At 24.1% G+C, this 19,921-nt stretch carries 18 protein-coding genes; 2 read left to right on the top strand and 16 right to left on the bottom strand.

What is annotated here, in order from left to right:
- Positions 1 to 143: 143 nt before the first annotated feature.
- Positions 144 to 1,112: a helix-turn-helix domain-containing protein gene (locus tag MBBAR_RS04305; RefSeq protein ID WP_158082528.1), complete on the bottom strand. Its 969-nt coding sequence runs from the start codon at positions 1,110 to 1,112 to the stop codon at positions 144 to 146.
- Positions 1,113 to 1,909: 797 nt separating this feature from the next.
- Between MBBAR_RS04305 and MBBAR_RS04300 the strand changes: the two genes are divergently transcribed.
- Complete coding sequence (locus MBBAR_RS04300) at positions 1,910 to 3,274, top strand: hypothetical protein (protein WP_080460033.1); 1,365 nt, start codon at positions 1,910 to 1,912, stop codon at positions 3,272 to 3,274.
- A gap of 321 nt (positions 3,275 to 3,595) precedes the next feature.
- Here the strand turns inward: MBBAR_RS04300 and MBBAR_RS10615 are convergent, their stop codons facing one another.
- Complete coding sequence (locus MBBAR_RS10615) at positions 3,596 to 3,718, bottom strand: hypothetical protein (RefSeq protein ID WP_263641345.1); 123 nt, start codon at positions 3,716 to 3,718, stop codon at positions 3,596 to 3,598.
- A gap of 54 nt (positions 3,719 to 3,772) precedes the next feature.
- Positions 3,773 to 4,210 (bottom strand): TetR/AcrR family transcriptional regulator, encoded by a 438-nt coding sequence (locus MBBAR_RS04295; protein ID WP_080460032.1) that lies wholly within the window; start codon positions 4,208 to 4,210, stop codon positions 3,773 to 3,775.
- A 787-nt stretch (positions 4,211 to 4,997) separates the two neighbouring features.
- On the opposite strand from MBBAR_RS04295, the gene MBBAR_RS04285 reads away from it, so the two are divergent.
- The gene (locus MBBAR_RS04285; RefSeq protein ID WP_080460030.1) at positions 4,998 to 5,603 is read left to right on the top strand and encodes a hypothetical protein; all 606 of its coding nucleotides are present in this window, start codon (positions 4,998 to 5,000) and stop codon (positions 5,601 to 5,603) included.
- Between the two features lie 1,545 nt (positions 5,604 to 7,148).
- Here MBBAR_RS04285 and MBBAR_RS10220 read toward each other — a convergent pair.
- From MBBAR_RS10220 to MBBAR_RS04225, 13 genes are all read right to left on the bottom strand, one after another.
- Positions 7,149 to 7,325 carry a hypothetical protein gene (locus tag MBBAR_RS10220; RefSeq protein WP_158082527.1) on the bottom strand — a complete coding sequence of 59 codons (177 nt, stop codon included), beginning with the start codon at positions 7,323 to 7,325 and terminating at the stop codon, positions 7,149 to 7,151.
- Positions 7,326 to 7,463 carry a hypothetical protein gene (locus MBBAR_RS10215; protein ID WP_158082526.1) on the bottom strand — a complete coding sequence of 46 codons (138 nt, stop codon included), beginning with the start codon at positions 7,461 to 7,463 and terminating at the stop codon, positions 7,326 to 7,328.
- Positions 7,444 to 7,854, bottom strand: a complete 411-nt coding sequence (locus MBBAR_RS04275) for a class I SAM-dependent methyltransferase (protein WP_080460028.1) — start codon at positions 7,852 to 7,854, stop codon at positions 7,444 to 7,446. Before MBBAR_RS04275 ends, MBBAR_RS10215 begins: the two co-directional genes overlap by 20 nt.
- A gap of 85 nt (positions 7,855 to 7,939) precedes the next feature.
- Positions 7,940 to 9,337, bottom strand: a complete 1,398-nt coding sequence (locus MBBAR_RS04270; RefSeq protein WP_158082525.1) for a B12-binding domain-containing radical SAM protein — start codon at positions 9,335 to 9,337, stop codon at positions 7,940 to 7,942.
- Between the two features lie 62 nt (positions 9,338 to 9,399).
- Entirely contained in the window at positions 9,400 to 10,539 is a 1,140-nt protein-coding gene (locus MBBAR_RS04265; protein ID WP_080460026.1) for a glycosyltransferase family 4 protein, read from the bottom strand.
- Between the two features lie 126 nt (positions 10,540 to 10,665).
- Entirely contained in the window at positions 10,666 to 11,679 is a 1,014-nt protein-coding gene (locus MBBAR_RS04260; RefSeq protein WP_080460025.1) for a glycosyltransferase, read from the bottom strand.
- Positions 11,680 to 11,706: 27 nt separating this feature from the next.
- Positions 11,707 to 12,714, bottom strand: coding sequence for a sugar phosphate nucleotidyltransferase (locus MBBAR_RS04255; protein ID WP_080460024.1), 1,008 nt, complete (start codon positions 12,712 to 12,714; stop codon positions 11,707 to 11,709).
- 422 nt (positions 12,715 to 13,136) lie between these two features.
- Positions 13,137 to 13,499: a hypothetical protein gene (locus MBBAR_RS04250; protein WP_080460023.1), complete on the bottom strand. Its 363-nt coding sequence runs from the start codon at positions 13,497 to 13,499 to the stop codon at positions 13,137 to 13,139.
- A gap of 650 nt (positions 13,500 to 14,149) precedes the next feature.
- Positions 14,150 to 14,446 carry a putative quinol monooxygenase gene (locus MBBAR_RS04245; protein WP_080460022.1) on the bottom strand — a complete coding sequence of 99 codons (297 nt, stop codon included), beginning with the start codon at positions 14,444 to 14,446 and terminating at the stop codon, positions 14,150 to 14,152.
- 281 nt (positions 14,447 to 14,727) lie between these two features.
- Positions 14,728 to 15,795, bottom strand: coding sequence for an NAD(P)-dependent alcohol dehydrogenase (locus MBBAR_RS04240; protein ID WP_080460021.1), 1,068 nt, complete (start codon positions 15,793 to 15,795; stop codon positions 14,728 to 14,730).
- Positions 15,796 to 16,448: 653 nt separating this feature from the next.
- Positions 16,449 to 17,885 (bottom strand): CCA tRNA nucleotidyltransferase, encoded by a 1,437-nt coding sequence (gene cca / locus MBBAR_RS04235; protein ID WP_080460020.1) that lies wholly within the window; start codon positions 17,883 to 17,885, stop codon positions 16,449 to 16,451.
- Positions 17,886 to 18,095: 210 nt separating this feature from the next.
- Positions 18,096 to 18,671, bottom strand: coding sequence for an RNA 2',3'-cyclic phosphodiesterase (gene thpR / locus MBBAR_RS04230; RefSeq protein WP_158082524.1), 576 nt, complete (start codon positions 18,669 to 18,671; stop codon positions 18,096 to 18,098).
- Between the two features lie 76 nt (positions 18,672 to 18,747).
- Positions 18,748 to 19,884, bottom strand: a complete 1,137-nt coding sequence (locus MBBAR_RS04225; protein WP_080460018.1) for a 3-dehydroquinate synthase II — start codon at positions 19,882 to 19,884, stop codon at positions 18,748 to 18,750.
- Positions 19,885 to 19,921: the final 37 nt, after the last annotated feature.

Here is a 19,921-nt window from a genome sequence, read left to right as displayed (position 1 = left end):
ATATATAGATATTTAATATTATATTTAATTGGATTTAACTGGTTATTTTATTTACAATTAAATTATATTAACACAAGAAATATATAAATATAATCGAACTAAAAAGACAAAACAATCCAAATAGACAAAATAAGTAAATAAATTTATTTTTTTCGTGATCTATATTGACTTGGAGTGAGTTTATAATATTCTTTAAATGCAGCAGAAAATTTACTAGGATTTTTATAACCTACCTTATTAGCTATCTCACTAATTTTATAATCTTCTTTATTTAATAATTCTTTAGCTATTTGTAAGCGATACTCTTTTCTCCAAGCATACACTGGTTTGCCATAAATAGCTTTAAAAGAAGTTTTCAATGAAGTAATACTAATATTATACTTTTTTGATAAATATTCGAGAGTTATAGGATTATGAATGTTTTTTATCAATTCTTTTTTTATAGATTTAATAGTTTCCACTTGTTTTTTTGAAAATTTTGGCCTATTTTCAATTGTATTGTTTAAAGGAGTTATTTTTAGAAATAAAAAAAGTTCTAATACCTTTAATTTAAAATACATTTTCTGAATTTTTTCATCCACATAATACATCTCATTAAAAATATGATCAATCTCTTCTGTAGATTTAATTAAAAGAAAGTCATTATTTTCGGATATTTTCTTATATAACTCATTTAAATCAAATGAATATCCAAATACATTTTTTAAAAAAGGTTTAGCAGATTTTTTATTAATATATATTTCTATTCCTTCATAATAACCTAAAGGAAATGTTGAATAGCTTTTTTCTGCAGTTTTTGTAGCTACAACCAAATCTCCTTCTTCTAGATAATGGTATTTTCCTTTAAATTTACATTCAAATCTTCCTTTTTTACAATGATTAATAGTAATTTCCTGATCTGAGTCTATTCTTTTAAATTCATTTATTTCAAATCCATGAATTTCATTATGTACTAGGTAAATGCCTGGAAAAACGGCATAACTTACCATTTTCCCATTTCCAGACTTAAAATCAAAGGAATAAACTGTTTTAAAAGAATTTTCATTAAAAATATGCATTGATTTTTTATTATATTCTTTATCAATCTTTAGTTTTAATGGATTGTTTTTCATGATAATCATTATTGTTATTTAATATTTTAACAATTACTCATTAATCAGACGGTTAATCATTAATTAGGATTAATCATTAATTAGAATAAATGACTGCTAATAAAATAATTTTGACAAAAATTTTTCTATGAATATAATATAAATATTATAATATATAAAATTTAGGTAAGCCTAAATATTTAAATATTTTTTATATTTTATAATAAAATAACGAAAAAAATTTTAAAAAATAGATTCAAAAAATCAACTGACTAAATAAAACTAAAAAACATACTCTCATTATCTCATATAGCCTTATATACATATAGAATCAATTGATAATATTATATATTAACGAGGTATTATTCAAAATTATAATAAGCTCGATGAAGATAAAAACAAATAGATTAAAAAATAGTTATACAATCTCATAAGATTACCTAATCTTGAGATTGAGGGCTCAAATCATTCCAAGTCCGCTTTATTTTTTATTCTTAAAATGAATAATTTCTATTTTAATTTCCTTTTTTATAATATTTATATATTATTATAGATTTATGTATCAATTTTTACAATTTTAAGATATAATGCATGGTTTCATGTATTTTTAGTCTTAATTTTTTAAATAAAATCTATTTAGATTTTTATTTAAAATAACATTTGTCAATACTTTGAAAAAGTATAATATTATTTATTATTCGTTAAAATATTTTTACACATATGTGTATTTTATATAAGCTGTTTTTTATTATAGAAAGTTTATTATATTAGTAACAACATATATCTGTTTAATCTATTGTAATAGGGGGTGAAAAAGAGTGATATTTAAAAAATTAAGCATATTCTTGATAGTTTTATTTGCTTTTTGTTTTTGTTTGACTTCAGTTTCAGCAGCTGAGACTACAATTAATAATTCTACTGCTGGAGGAATTAATGGGGCAATAACAAATGATCCAATTGACACAATAATTCTTGATCCGGGTGTCTATTCTGGAAATAACAATACTCAGATAGTTATTAATAAATCAGTTACAATTAAAGGAAATGGCCCATCAAATACTGTTATAATTGATGGAAGTAATTTATACAGAATATTCAATGTTACAGGCACTGGAACTTTAACTCTGATTAATGTTACTTTAAAAGATGGTTTTGCAAATTCTCCTAATCCATTTGGAGGAGCTGTTTATAATCTAGGTACAGTCACTATGACTGATTGTGTTTTAACTGGTAATCAAGCAGGACTTTATGGAGGGGCTATTTATAATAATGGTATACTCAATACAGACAATTGTGTGTTCGATGAAAACTATGCTCCTCAAGGAGGATCTATTTTCAATGATCCAATTGGAAGAAGCTATATCAATAATTCAACTTTTTCAAATGGAATTGCTGATGATGGTGGAGCAATTGTTAACTATGGGAATATGAGTATTATAAATTCAACATTCATTAATAATAGTGCTGCTGATTTCGGAGGAGCTATAATTTCTCAAGGGAGACTTTCTATTATAGGATCTATATTTAGGAATAATACTGCTATGCAGATTGGTGGAGCTATAACCATAGGTCCAAATGGTACATTGAATATAAGCCATTCTATATTAGTTGATAATAAAGATAGTCAGAATTTTACTATTTCTAATTATGGTAATTCTACTGCTGATTATAATTGGTGGGGTTCTAATAATCCTATTAATGTAACCAATTTTGATCTAGGTAATTATTTCACTATGATTTTAAATACTAGTGTTTTGAATAATACTTTAGAAATTGGAGATATATTACATTATAATTATTATTTTGTACTTAATGGTACAAACAATAACGCCAATGCAGGCTTATATTTCCCATACTTTGAAGTAGATATATTTAAAAATGGTGTTTTGATTGATACTATTGATGGTAGAAATAGCCAGTCTTTAACTACTGAGTTGGATTCTAAAGTTTCAAACTTTTCAACTATGTTAGATTATGAAACTCAAGGTTTTACTATATTAGCTACTGAACCAATACCACCAGTACCGCCAGTACCGCCTGAGCCTCCTGAACCTAATAATAATACTAATAATACAAGTAATAATCCAGTAGCTAATGCTACTATGAAAGAAACAGGAATGCCAATAATTATCATAATTTTAGTGCTTTTAGCTAGTTTAGGATTAATCTACAGAAAACAATAAAATTTTATTTTTTCAGGGAATAATTTATTTTCTATTCCTTATTTTACTTTTTTATTATAATTTTTATATTTTTACATTCATTATATTTTAACTATAATAAAAATGTTAATTAATTATTTTATTATATCATTTACTAATTAATTTTGATTATAGTTAATTATTAAAATAAGATTAAATTATTTATTTTAAAAAATAAAATAATTTATAGCTAGAATAAACACATAAACAATCAATTAAATATAATTTTTCATAATACTCATAGCTATAACTATAAAAGTATTATCAAAAATTCTTAATAAAAAGAAAATAAAATTTAAAGAGTTAATTTATTGTTTGTTTTATAGCTTCAAGATTAGCATCTATAATCTCATCTACATCACTATCAGATAGAGTCATCCATAAGTTTATAAATCCTTTAATATTGGTAAAAAGAAATAAAGCCATCTTATTTGGACTAATGTTAATATCTAATTCTTTTTTATATATAAATTCATCAACTTACTCTTTAAAAATTTTAATTACAGTATGAGTCATATTATCAAATAAATCTCTATATTCTGGATGTTGATGATAAATACTATTAAGCATTAAATAGTATTTTTTATAATCAATTGTTTCACCATTTATTTTTCTAATAGGTTTTTCATTATTCTGAATATCAATACCTATTGATCGATAATATATAAATCTTAATTTTTCAATAAATGAACCTTCAAATTCATAACAAAGATTTTTTAATTCTGTGATTTTTTCTACAAAGTATCTTTGTATCATATAGGATAAAATAGCGTCCTTATTTTTGTAATGATGATAAATAGAACTAGCTGCGATTTCAGATTTTTCTTTAATTTGTTTTATAGAAACGTTATCATATCCATATTCCATAGATAATAGAAAAGTAGCTTCAACAATTTTATTCTTAATACATAATTTCACCTAGCATTTCTATCCATCCAATTATTGTATTCAGCTTTGTTTAGTTTTTATGTCGTTATCTTTATCGTATTTTCATTAGTTTTTGCTCAGATATAGCAGATGAAATTGAAATTAGAGTTAATCATGTTGGTGCATTATTAAGAGAGTTAAATGAAAAAATATTACTTAAACTCCTAATTCTTCAAACAAAAGACAAAAACTATATCAAATTAACACAAAAGAAAAACAAATATTAGATTATTTCAATAAAAAACAATATAAAACAAATTTTTAGAAAATTTTATAAATGACAAAAGTAGAATAATTAGTAATATTTAAAGTGAAAGATTGCTTATTATTAAACAAAATAGACTATATCAACTAACAAAGCTTGGAAAAGAAGTTTTAAATTATATTTATTAATTATTACTTTTTATGAGTTAAGTTAAGGTATAACGAAAGTGTAATATAAAATAATTAACAGATAAAGAAGTTTTAATATAATTAATTGTTGTTAACTAATGGAGATGAAAAATGGCTAGATTAGGTCTAAAATTTATAATAGCAATTTCTCTTCTGATATTTGGATTTTTTGTGTGGGTATATTTTCACCTTTTTCTATATGATTTAGTAGGAGGAGTTCTAGCTTTAATAAGTATTCCGATTTGTATTGTTTTATACATTTTTATTATTAAAATTATATTTAAATCAATTAGCCCTAAAGCCTCTAATAATAATTATAATAGCATAAATCATAGTTAATTATATAGCTAATAATGAAACTTTTAGTGTTATAAAGAATGGTTCTATGATTATAATTACTCTAGAAGATAATGATATGCATAAATTGACTATTGACATGGATTCTGGATTATCTAAATCCATAACTACAATAGATGATTTTGAATTTAAAGGAGCTATAACTAATGATAATTCATTTTGTTTCCATGATATATTGACTGGTTTAATTAATTATGGAATCGGAAGATTAGTAGGTGATTTTATTGGTGAATATTCAGATATTATTTTATTTTTAAATGATAATAATAGAGACATTTTATTTGGTTTAGGTATTGGTACTGATATTATAGGAGGAATAGCTCTTAAATTTCTCCCTTCAATAGTTTCAGGAACAATTGGTACTATTGGTATTGGTATTGGTTTTGGTTTTGCAACAATAGGGTATAAAAATACGTGGGCTTCTAATGATACTTGGCAATATTATAGTTATCATGGAACTATTTGGGATATGAAAACTATATATATACTCAATAAAAAGACTAATAAGATAGATTGCATTGAAGTTCCTTATAAAAATAATTGGGAATATGATATTGATAGAGCCTCTTATATTGATAGTGAAACTGGTCGTCGAAATTTAACTACTGCAGAAATAAATAAATATTTGAAATAAACTTAGGAGTATTATGAAATATAATAATAAACTTATTTTAACTCATATTTCATTATTAATTATTATATGGGGTTTAATTTACTTAGAAAAATCGAATTTTCCAGATTTAAGGTTACTTATCATAATTTTTGCTATTTTCTTATGTTATTTTTTTATTAAGTTTTATGGATATAAAACTGAAAAACATGAGAAAATAACATGGAAAAATATATGGAAAAATAATAAATATTTTTATATTACTTCTTCGTTATTAACTATTTCCATTCCACTAATGTTATTAATATAAAAGAAGTATATACTTTTAAGGGTTATTTAATTTATTTTTTATAAATAGTTAATTAACTTCTAAAAATAAATATAAAACATTAATTAACTAATTAATAAACAACCTTGAAGAATCTTAATTCAAATATTTTTATTTAGAATATTATCAATTTATATTTTTTTTGTTATACTAACCTACTATTTATTTTAATTTAACACCATATTATAATTATTTTTTTAGTTATAACCTTCTTTTAACGATGTGTTTTTCATTATTATTTTTAAGTATTGGGAAATATTAAGAGGTTTTTATTATTTTGTATTGGATTTAGCTAATATTCATTACTACTTTACTATTTTATTTGAGTTTTATAGCTTATCTGTTGTATTTTCTCTGGACTTATATTTAGATATATTTCCCCCAAGATTAAAACTATTAATCATATCTCTTTATTTATATATCTTATTTTTTATAATAATATTTATAAAACTTCATTTTTAGCTAATTTTTCATATTTTTTGTAAATTTTAGAGTTTAGCATATATAAATTTATTTTATCGAAATATTATTGATTTTGTTTCTAAAAAATGAGATTATTATAATTCCTATTTGTATAGCAAAGTTATTATCAGCAGATATTACAACTTCTAGAATCATCTCTTTTCTTTAACAAATAATTTATAAATATAAAGTGAATATTCTCTACTTTTTTATTTTATTAATATTTTTAATATAAACTTATCTATATAAAAAATATAAAGAATAACATGATTAATATAAATTTAAACTTAATATATATGAATTAATAAATAAAAAATATTTAATATATAAATAAAAAATAAAATAAAATATTAGTCTTATTAGTTTCTTTACGAGCTAATTTTTGCTATTATCATCAATTATTCTGAAAAATTACGAATTTCTCATCTTTAGATTTAAGTTTTGAACTTTTCCAAACTAAGTTACAAACTTAATTAACTTTTTTAATCTCATGTAAGCACTGTTTAAATATAATTTTTCTTTTATTATACTTAAAATAAAGTTCTATAATTTTAATTACTTTACAATTAATTACTTAAATTATACAGCACTTTTAACAATAAATAAAAGTTATATAGAAAATAATATCTAATTTATAGGTAGATACTCCCTTCTCCCTTCCCTCTCCTTTTACCAAAAAATCAAAATTCGAATTAATATCTGGAAGTATTTTTTATGATAATAGATTATTCTTTAAATTTTATAGTTATCTTATTATTTAGAATATTTTTATTATATTTTTACTCTTTTTCATTTTTTATTTTATATTTAACCAATTTTTTGAGTTCGATTATCTTTATTTCACCAAAAAGCTTATTTTTTATAGGAATTCTAACTTTTGAAATAACTGGACTAACAAGTATTAATGTTCCTGCATTATAGGTTTCCTTTACAATCTCAAATTTATCTTTTATCATTCAATTAAGTATCCATGAGAATTGTGGAGAAATATGATTAATACTTAAACTTCTATTGTTAAAATGATTAAACCTACCTAAAAATAAGTATAATATCCTATTTTGTATTGTTTCAACATTAGGAGTAGTAAATATCAATTTCTCCCCCTTCCCCTCTTAATACCCTATAACTTTCATTGATCAAATTCCAGAGATATTCTAAATGTTCAATAGTTTCAACAGAAACAACATAATCAAAGCTATTATCTTCAAAAGGAAAAGTAAAATTAGCATCTATTTTTAAAAAATCTATATTTTTTGGTTTGAATAAATCAGTATTTATATCAGAAGCAATTACATCAAATCCCATACCATTCAGAGTATTACTTAGAAAACCATCTCCTGCTCCAATTTCTAAAACTTTTCCTCTAGGTAATTTATCAAACAATTCTAAAACTTTTCTTTTTGTTGGTTCCCTTTTTGAATTATCTTTACTTCCTTGATATTTGTCTTTTTTTATTTCATTGGGTGTTTTATATATTATTGACATAATCTACTCTGATATTACCTTAAATTAGAAAAATAGTGATATATTTAATTTTTCAATTTTTCAGTTTTTCAGTTTTTCAATTTTTTTATTTAATAATATTTTTTATATAATATTTAATATAAAATCCCGTGATTAGGAAGATATTATAAATAAAAAATATTAAATGGCTTAATTGGGAAAAATATGAGTCAGAATATTTTAAAAAGAGTTTAAAATTTATCCAAGATAAATAATAATAATTAACACCCATAATTCTTGGTCTCTTAAGGTTAAAATCTGAATATTCACTGTCTTCAAAAAGTAAACCCTTTTTTTTATATTCTTCATAGAAAAAACTACCTGGAAGAGGAACAAAAGTTGAAAAACCAAAGATTTCATTAGATAAATTTTCTTTTATGAATTGTTCAGTTAACTTGATATCTTCTTTTGTTTCAACAGGAAAACCAGATATGAAAGAAGCTTGTATTTTAATATTATTATTTTTTAATATATTTACTGCTTTTTTATTCATATCAACGCTTGTTCCTTTCTTAAAATATCTTAAAATTTTATCTGAACCAGATTCTATGCCTATAAAAACTTCTATAAGACCTAATATTTTAAGTTCTTTAATTAAGTCGTGATTTTTAATAATATTATTACTCCTACCATGAATATTGAAATTAATCTTTAATTTTGATTTTTTTAAACAATCAATGAAATTAATCAACCATTCCCTATCTTGAAGAAAATTATCACTTTCAAAAGTTACACTTTTTAGACCATACTTATTTTTGAGATAAATTAATTCTTGAACAACATTTTCTGCAGATCTTGTTCTTATTTTTTTACCAAACATTTTTTTGGATGCTGGTGCACAGAATTTACAATTATATAAACATGCACGGCTTGTTAATATTGAAAAATGAGGTTCTTTAAGTAATAATGGATTTGGAGACTTACTATGGGAAACTATATCTCGATTTACAAAATCTAAATTGTCTAAATTCTCGATTTTTTTACCTTCAATAACTTTTTTAAATCTATCAGTTCTATTATCCCCCAATTGATTTCCACCTAATTCTTCAATTTTTGCCTTAATAATCTCTAAAAAAGAAATTTCACCTTCTCCACGAATTATATAATCGATTAAATGACTGTTTTCATATTTTTCAGTAGAAACTGAAGGATCGACACCCCCAACAATGATAGTTACATTAGGATTTTCTTTTTTATTAATTTTGATCGCTTTCATAGCTATATTATAATTCATAGAGATAATACTATAACCTACTATGTCATAATTTTTTACAATCCTTTTAAATTCTTTCCAACTCACAGATTCTAATTCTAAAAAATCTACTATTTCATCATTGGACTTAGCATAATTAATTATATATCCAATCCCATGTTTTGTTCCTAAAGAACTATTTGGAATCTTTTTAATTTTTCTATATATTCTCATATACCAAGAATGAGATGGGTAAACCATTAAAATTTTCATATTTAACTCCATAAATATATATAGTTAATATTATATTTTAAAAAATTAATTATTTAATCATATTATCTATTAATTAAAAATTTATAACATTTTTCAAGTTTTTCAGCTATGTATATTCCTTTATACAATTCATATTGTTGTTTGCATTCATTTTTAAGCTTTTTATAGATTTCTGGATTTTCAAGAATTGTTTGGATTTTTAAAGCTAAATCTTCATAATTCTCAGTTTGAAAAAATAACCCTCCCTTTTTCCCACTTGTTTCAACAATAGGGCTTATGTTAGATGCTACAAATGGAACTTCACATCCTAATGATTCTACAATCACAATTCCAAATCCTTCAACTTTACTTGGTAGACAAAAAATATGGGAAGAATTAATAATCTTTAAAACATCTTCATGTTTTTCAACAAAACCACAAAAAGTTATATTATTATACAAATTTTTTTCTTTTACTAAATCTATCAATTTTTCTTCTTCTGGGCCTGTTCCTACAATTTTAACTTTTAAATCTTTGTATTTGGAACCATTTTGATTTATTAAGATATCCATAGCTAATATCAAATCTTCAACTCTTTTATACTCTACTAATCTTGAAACACAAGATATTGTTCTATTTTCAAATTTTTCACTTTCTATTTTCTTGAATTCAACTATATTTGGAACTACAACTATTTTATCTTCTGGAAAATGTTTTTTTAGATTATTTGCTGTGAAATTAGAAACAGCTATGAGTAAATCAATATCTCTAGATAAAAAATATCTTTCAAGTATTTCACCAAATAAACCAGTAATACCAATGTTTTTAACCCATTCTCCAATCCATACATCATGATATCTTGCTACACAGGGAATATCAAGTTTTTTAGCTATTCTCCATGCAATTATGTATGTAATGAAATTATAACCTACAACAATATCAAAATCAAGTTTTTTAGCAACATCATAAGCAGCTTTCATAAATAGTAGTCTATTTTTAAATGATCCTTTTTGAGTATAGGATCTTTTTTTACCGCAAGCTATCACTTTAATATTTCCTATATTCTTTTCTTTTTCCATTCCCTCTTCATAAGATGTTAGTACAGTGATATCATTATCTTTAGATAGATAGTATGCTTCATTAAATGCAACTGCTTCAACACCACCTTTAATTTCAAGATTTTCACTTTTTGGAAAATATTCTGTAATAAAACATATCTTCATATTCGAACCTCAATTTTAGAAATACAATGTATCTGAGTTTTTATAGACTTTTATCACCCCCTCATTAATAAATTTACATATTGGATCTATTTTCTATTATATTAATATTCTAAACAGTGTTTAAATTTAATATTCAAGCGATTTATAGACATTCATCATTCCATTAGCCATATTTTCAATAGAGTGTTCTTTTGCAAATTTATAATTTGATTTAATATCACACTCATAATTTCTATTTTTTAAAACATCTACTAAATCCTCTTTAGTTGTTTTATAAGTTCTTTTCTTTACATCAGAGGGGATGTGTGAATCATCTAATGTTACAATTGGTTTACAACAAGCCATAGCTTCGACCATTGGTAAACCATATCCTTCCATAAAACTTGGAAAAATAAAAACATCTAATGAGTTATAAAAATTATTAATTTCTTCATTTGGAATAAATCCTAAAAAAATGATCCTATCATCATCTTTAGCTAATTCTTTTAAATATTTTATATGAGGGCCTTTTCCTCCAATGAAAAGCTTAGAATTTTCAATATTTGCAGATTTAAAAGCTTTAATTAGAATATCTATTCTTTTTCTGTAATTTATATTGGATAAAGTACCAATAGTATAGATTTCATTTGTTTCAACCTTTTTTGGAAACAAATTAATATTAATTCCTTGTCTTACAATACTTATATCATCTAAATCAATTGAATAGGATTTGTTTATATCTTTTGCTGTTTCTTCACTAATTGTAACTAATTTTTCACATTTTAGTGCTTGTCTAATAGCTATTTTAAAAAATCGTTGGGATTGATATCTTAATAATTTATTTTTATGGATTAGATTAGGTATTTTAATAGGCATTAAGTCGTGAATTGTAACAACAGATTTACTTTTATCAAGCCTTATTGATTCAATTGGGGACAATGCATGATAAATATCTTTAGATTTATCTAGAATAAAAGGAAGTTCTAAATAAAAATAACAAATGTAATCTAAAAGCCCATCACTTTTAAAATAACTATCATCTTGACTAATAGTAGTTAAATTCAATTTTTTTTGTTTTAATCCTTGAAGTAACATTTTTGAGTAGCTACCAATACCTTCATTTCTATTATCAAAGAATCTAGATATCAAAGAAATATTCATTTTATCTCATCCAAATTGATTAATGATTTATCTATTGTAAAAATCTTCTAATCTAACAGTATCGTTTAAGTATGGTGTTGAAACTTCGTGGAGTACTGTGTTTTCAGTAGCTACTATGGAATGTTCAATATGAGGTTCTATTCTTATTGTGTCATTTTTACCAAAGTATTCTTTTTTATCATTAAATTCTATATAAACTGCACCTGAGATTATATACATGGTTTCATCCTTTTTTTCATGAAAATGGAAACTAGTTTGAAATCCTTCTTTTATAAAGAGTTCTTTAGTTAAATATTTCTCTGTATAGATTAGAACTTTTTCATATCCCCAGGGTTTATCGGTACGATTTTCATATTCTTGTCTAACTGTCTCTAGTTCTTTAGAAGTGTCTATTGCCATCCAAAATAAACCGTCCTCTTTATAATAACCTATTTTATTTTCTTTTGCCATTAATGGGAAAAGTGTTTTTTCTATATCTTCTGTTTTAAAGTCTCCAAAATCAAGTTTACCCTTAGAAAAATAAACTCCTCCATTGATGTAATAATCCAAAAGAGGTTTCTCTTTAAAAGAAACTAATTTATCACCATTTGTTTCAACAATTCCATATGGTGATTGCATTTGAGTTATGAAAATGTTAAATGGATAATTTGATTTTTCACCTTGTTCAATCATCTTGGAAAGGTTTAAATCAGCTACAACATCACCATTACGAATAACACATTGTTCATAATCGTTTTTAATTTCATCCATACCAAGGCGAATTGCATTTAAAGTTCCGAGAGGCTCATTCTCAATAACATAATGAATATTAACACTTTTATGCTCATTGCCAAATCTTTCTTTTATTTTTTCATTTAAAAATCCAGTTAAAAGATAAACATCTTCAACACCAGCATTTTTAAAATCGAATAGTTGTTTGTCTAAGATAGTGTAATCTTCTTTGATTTCAACAAGTGGTTTTGGGATTTTTTCAGTAATAGGCCTAAGACGCTTACCAAAACCACCACAAAGAATCATTCCTGCAGTTTTTAGCATTTTAATTCCTCAATGATTTTTTATTTTTTATATTCTTATAAATATTTTTTAAGTCTCTATTAACAATTTTATTCATTTTTTCACGTTTATTTGAAATATTTGGCATATTTCTTTGATATTTATAGATAATTTTACTGATAGCTTTATATTCAGTTTTTAAATTTTATTTATAGTATATTACTAGAGGTTCTATATAGATGATTAATTATGAGTAATTTCTTAATGTTCTTTAAAAACTTGAATTAAAGTATTTTTTTAGAAGTTTCTATAAAAATGTGAAAATAATTATTTATTACAATTTTCAGTAATATACTATATTTATATACTTAATATAAGCACTAAATTTTAAAATAGCTGTTTTTAAAGAGTAAAATTTACCTCTAATATTTATATATTACTGTAAATTGTGGTAAAATGTGTGTTTACTTGTTTAAATCAGGGTGGAAATCAATAAATCTTATTAAATCAGCAATCCATTTTTTACCATCCCATCCTTTGTATACCATCTTGCCTTCTTTAACAGGACCACCAGCAGGACCAACGAACATTTTACCATTTTTGATTTCTAATCTGTTAAGTTTTCCATTCATGTCGTCGAAATCAAGATGATCATCTGTGTGCATTTTAGTAACATCTCCATTTTTGTAATGATAAAACTTACCTTCTTTAAAGGTCGCAGTCCACTTATTGCCTAAATTCATATAATCAATACAATATGATGATGTTTTCATCTCAACATTTTCTGGGTTCGGTGTAAATACAAAAAACTGTGTATTCATGTTCATAATTCATCACTCCATTTTTTATTTATTAAATCTTTTAACACTTGAAAAATATATAAGAATTTTTCAAAAAAATTAGTATAATGAACTTAGTCTCATACTTTTTTTATACTATAACATATCACTGAAAAATTGCAATAAATAATTATTTTCACATTTTTATAGAAACTTCTAAAAAAATACTTTAATTCAAGTTTTTAAAGAGCATTAAGAAATATTTTAATATAACTATTTATAGTAGTGAATATTCTCTACTTTTTTATTTTATTAATATCTTTAATATAAACTTATCTATATAAAAAATATAAAAAAGAAGATGATTATTATAAAATTAAACATAATAAATATACATATATACATATTTACAAATTATATATAAACTAATAAATAAAAAATATTTACCATATAAAAAATAAAATGAATTACTAAAATACAATCTAAATGTTTTAGAAATATTTAAAATGGTATAAATAAACAATTAAGAATTAAAAATAGGTAATTAACTCTTAAAAAGAGAAATAGTTAATAAAGTAAGAATGAAATGGATAACAGATTTGAAATAGGATATTAATAGGGTAATAATTAATAAAATAAAAAAATCTAAAAAAGTGTAATAAAAAATCTAAATAAAATTATGTATTAAATAATAACTTTTATAGATTTGTTGGTTCTGATGAATAAACTGAAATTTCTAATTCTTTAGCTAAATAATCTTCTATAGCTTCACCAAATTTAGTGAAATGAACTTGGTTTAAATGAGAAGTTAAACAATCTTTATTTTCCCATTTTTCAACAAATAAAAGAGAATTATCCTCATCTAATTGATCATATAAATTATATTCTACGCATCCTTTTTCTATTCGTGTTTTTTTAATTAGTTCTTTAGATTCTTTAATAATATTATTTTTCATACTTTCTTTTGCTACTATTTTAGCTAATACTATAATCATATTTATTCACCTATAATTCTATAATAATAGTTATGGTAATTTTGTATTTTCTACAAACTACCATAGTATTTAATGTTTTTATTTCTATCTTAATCTAATTTAACCCTTTTATTCTCAAACCTCCTTTAATGAAACCTATATTTTGAATTATTTGTTCTACTTATTTTTAATATTTCTATTTTTAATATAATACTTTCTTATTATAGGGATGCTTTCTTATTATAGGTTTTTTCATAACTCTTTTTCATAACTGTTTTTATACATCCTTTACATTTTTTATATTAGATATTTTCATCAATTATAACCACTGGTTTTATCAGATCTCTTGGTTTTTCTTTCATTAGGAGTAATGCTTCTTCAATTTTATCAAATCCATGGAATACGTGTGTTGCCATGAGTCCTGGATCCATTCTTCCGTAGGATACTATATCAGCTAATCTTTCCATTCTCACTCTTCCGCCTGGACATAGTCCTGTTGCAAAATCTTTATCTGCCATTCCGAAACCCCATCCTTCACGACAGATTGGTAAAGTTTCTCCACTTCCAAAATAATTGATATTTGAAACTATAGATCCTGCTTTTGCAGTTCTAACAGCATCTAGTATTATATCTGGCCCTCCTCCTGCTATAATGACTGCATCAACACCTTTTCCATCGGTTGCTTCTAATATTTGTTCATCTGTTGGTCCTTCTTTATATGATATTATATCTGTTGCACCGTATTCTTTAGCTACCTCTATTGCTTTGGGACGAGTTCCAACTGCAAAAATTTTCCCTGCACCTTGTAGCTTTGCACCAGCAATAGCTGATAATCCAACAGGTCCAATTCCTAATACTGCTACTGTTCCTCCCATTGGAATATTAGAATTTTCAGCTCCCATAAACCCAGTAGATAACATATCCGGTATCATAACAGCTGCTTCAAGAGACATCCCTTCAGGTAAATGTGCTAGATTTGCATCTGCTAAATTCACATGGAAATATTCTCCAAAGACTCCGTCTTTAAAATTAGAGAATTTCCATCCTCCTAATGGTCCAGTTGTTTGTGAGGAAAATCCTCTTTGTGCTGCTTCATCATCCCAATCAGGAGTTATAGCTGGAACAATTACTCTATCTCCTGGCTTAAAATCTTTTACTTCACTTCCAACTTCATCAACTACACCTAAAGCTTCATGTCCTAATATAAGATTGTGTCTATCTCCTATTGCACCTTCCCATACAGTGTGTATATCTGATGTACATGGAGCAAGGGCTAATGGTTTTACCAGTGCATCACGAGAACCTATTTCGGGTTTATCTTTTTCAATCCATCCAATTTCACCTATTCTTAACATTGCCAATCCTTTCATAATATCACCTATTATACATACAAATGGTATTATGGCACTTAAAATTAACTATGAATTGCTTTATTATTGTTTTCTTGAATAAGGAAACAGAATAATATATTGTATAATACGTTTCAAATTAAATTTTAGTATTAGTTGTGTTTCAATTAATTTGTTTCGAATAGCTTCAATAATTAGTAGATATACATATTCTGTATAACTAATAATATTTTGATATTTTTAATATTTGTAATTGATTTTTGACATTTAAATGCCATCAATACTCATTAATACTGATATAGTATTAACACATAAATACTTTTCTAAATAATTCTTAATATTCTAATAATATTATTTTTAAATTTAGTAATAATAATATTAAATAAAAAGACATATGATAATATTGATTATTTATTATTTATCAAGCTAATATTTTTATACTTTTATATTTCAATGTCTTAATATCTTACTATCCTAATATATTAATCTTTTAATATTTTAAATAAGCTAAAAATCAATATTATATTAAAAATAGCTAAATAATAATTATATTAGAAATAAAATAATTAATAAAATCATTAATTAAATTATTAATAAAATAATAAATATAATTATTAATAAAATAATTTAATTATATTAATAATTATATTATTAATTAAAGTAAAAAGTAAATTTTATCTTTTTAATAGCTGTCCTGGATTTAAAAAGTTGTCTAAAAATTTTAAAAAGTCTGTGTTTTCTTTTAAACTTTCATCTTTTAGTATGTGTTTGATACTTTGACCTGTGTATGTGTCTATTAAAAGTCCCTTCATATTCTTCCCTACCTTTATAATATGGATATTCTCTTTTGTTAAAACACTTTTGATAAAATTCTTTGCAGTTTTAAACTGCCTCTCTTTATTTAAAACAAGCTTATCTTCGAGAATATAATAACCTTCACCATGAGATTTTATAAAGTTTTCGCATGCTTTTTTATCCCAAACTCTAGGACCTTCATGAATATAATATTTACTTTGCTTGTAAACACTCAACTCAAATATAAAAACCCCTATTTTTTTCTCATCAGTCCAATAATCACTTTTAAAAACTGAAAAATCATTATCTTCTAATTTTTCTTCAATAGACTGTTGGGTTTTTCTAAGTTGAGGATGAATAGAATCAACAGAAATATCTGGAATATTAAACTTTATTGTGATTGTTTTAGTTTTTCTATCCTTAAATTGTTTATATAACTCATAAGGACTAATCTGATGATATATTTCTTTTTCAGACATCTTTTCTTCAAAAGTTTCTTTTTTATCAATTCCATAAAAGAATTTTATTCTATCATCTTCATTAGAATTTAAGAAGTTTCTTGAAGCTATTATAAACTCAGACATCCTCTCTTTTGTTAATGCAGCTCCAACATTCCGTGTTTTGTCGGTTGGATCAATAGCTATAAGTGGATCTTTAAACAATTTATCTGTTTTATAATCTTCTAAATCAATAACTCTCTTATTTTTCCAATTAGCTGCTGCTTCAAGAGTTTCTTCAAAAGTATTATATCTAAGTATTAGCATTTCACAAAGATAACCTGCAAATCCACCAACTTTAAACTCAGATCCATAAACTCCAACTTCACTCATGAATTTTTTAAGAAGTAATACTTCATCTTTTTCTCTTTCACTTTTTAAATGTTTTTTAATATAGTTTGTGTGGAGTATTGTTCTATCAACTGCTGACTTTAATTCTTTAGCAGTTTTTATCTTATAACATGGAACAAAATCAACATAATAACCATTAATATGGCTTGTAAGGTAAGGATGAGATGCATAATGTTCTTCAGCTATTCCATTTAAATGTTCACTACATTTATATCCTAAGTAAAGACCTTTTTCTTTTAAATAATCTTCATCTTCTTCAAGTGAGAAATTAATGAATATATCAATATCAGAACTTCCAGATAACCATGTTCCTTTAGCTATTGAACCAACGAGTTTTGATTCAACATTAATATCTTCTTCTTTAGCTATTTTATTAATGTAGCTTATTGCATCTTTAGCAATTTCATGAACCTTTTTTATTTCTGATTCTTTTGGTTTTATTTCTTTTAATATTTCATTATAGTTCATAAAATCACTTAATAAAGATGTATATTCATACAAATACTAATAATAATACTTATAATAACATTAATAATTATAATAATTTTAATATTTATAAATAATACTAATAATTTTAGTAATACTAATATCAATTATAATACTAATAGTACTAATACTAATTTTGATTGTATTAAATAATAGTATGAATATTAATATAGATAATTAAAGTATAGATAATTAAAATTCGAAAACTTCAATATTAGAATAAATTGGACCTTTTGGTGTGAGTTCACTCTTTTTTAGGGATATTTTTCCAATATTCATATTTCCAATTTCAAAATTTTCTAATTTTTCTATTTTTGATTTAAATTCCTTTTTGTCCTTCAAATTCCTTATTCTTCCAATTGTAATATGAGTTTTAAATTGCTTATCTAATTTAAACCCAATATTTTTAAATTCCAAATCTAATGCATCGTGTAGTTTAGTTAAAAACTCACTATTTTCACATCCAATCCACAATATTTTCATATAATTTTTATTTGGAAAAGTCCCAATTCCTTTAATAGATATTTCATTTGAAAAATTATCTTTAAATTTTATTTCATTTAAAACCTTCAAAACACAGTTTTTAACTTCAAAAACTTTATTTTTATCTATATCTCCAAAAAATTTAAGTGTAAAATGTAGATTCTCCTCTTCTACATATTTTACATTATTATTTGTGCTTTTAAATTCCTCTTGAACTTTCACTATATTTTGAATTAAATCTGAATCTATATCTATAGCTAAAAAACAACGTTGTTTTGCTGCCATAATTTCACATATATACTTTAGTCTCATAAATTTTTATTTAAAAGTTATAATTAACCTTTAATTTGTTTTTGAACTATTATTTTTCAATTATATTCTCTTCTATAGACATTCCAAAATGTCTTGCTCCTTGATCAATGAATACTTTAAGTTTATCTCCAACTTGAATATCAGATACTGAAATAGCTTCATTTTTATCATTTACAAGTCTTATTGTTTCAGCATTCTGTAATAAAGATTTTATCTTAATTCCATCAAAATCTGCTTCTAGTAATATAAGAGGTCTTTTTTCGATTTTAGATCTTCCTACTATAACAGTTCTACTATTACCATCTTTATCAACAGCTAATACTTCATCACCAGTTTCAAGTTCAGATAAATATTTTGTCTTATTTCCAGGTACCATTACATAAGCTTGTACAGGGCCTGCATTTACTCTAAATGGTCTTGATGCAACATATTCACTTTCAAGAGATTCACTATGAACTAAAAACATAGCTTTTGAGTATGATCCAATTAACATTCCTTCTCCAGGAATTAACATTGAGGTTGTATCAATACATACTCTATCTCCACTTCCAACAGGCTTAATATCTGTAACTGTTGCTTCTTTTAACTCATATTTTTCAGTAGATGCATCTTCAATTATTTTAGCTATTTCTTTTATTTGTTTGAAACTTTTTGGTTTAAATATTATTCCATCAGTTCCAACTTCTAAAGTTTCAATAGCTAATCTAGCTTCTTCTGGACTATTTACAGCAGCTATTAGCTTTACCTCGACACTTTGAAGATCTGCGATTATATTTTCAAGGGGGATAATTGTCCAATCTTTTCCAACAAGAATCAAATAATCAACAACTTTTCCAAGGACTCTAGCTAACTCTTCATGTTTTTTACTATTAATTTCAACATAAGCTACAACTTTTTTTCCCTTATCTTTATAGCTTTTAGCTACTTTTAAGTCATTAGAATCATTTAAATCAGCATCATTATCTAATTGAAGAGTTCCATCACCTTCTCCATTGATACCAACAATGGATATATCTGCATTTTCATCTTCGCTTATGACTTCAATGTTTCCTAATTTTTTTATATTGTTGATATCTTTTAGATCTAAAACATGATCGATTCTAGATTCAAGTCCAGTTGTTATTAGTTCTTTTTTCTCTTCCCATTCTATATCAGGGGTCATTATCCAAGCAAATTTATTTTTCAAGGCAAGATCTCCTTAATAAGTTAATAAAATTTAGTTT

Origin of the sequence: Methanobrevibacter arboriphilus JCM 13429 = DSM 1125, assembly GCF_002072215.1 — an archaeon.
GTDB lineage: Archaea > Methanobacteriota > Methanobacteria > Methanobacteriales > Methanobacteriaceae > Methanobinarius > Methanobinarius arboriphilicus.
This window is presented reverse-complemented; position numbering and strand designations above follow the sequence as displayed.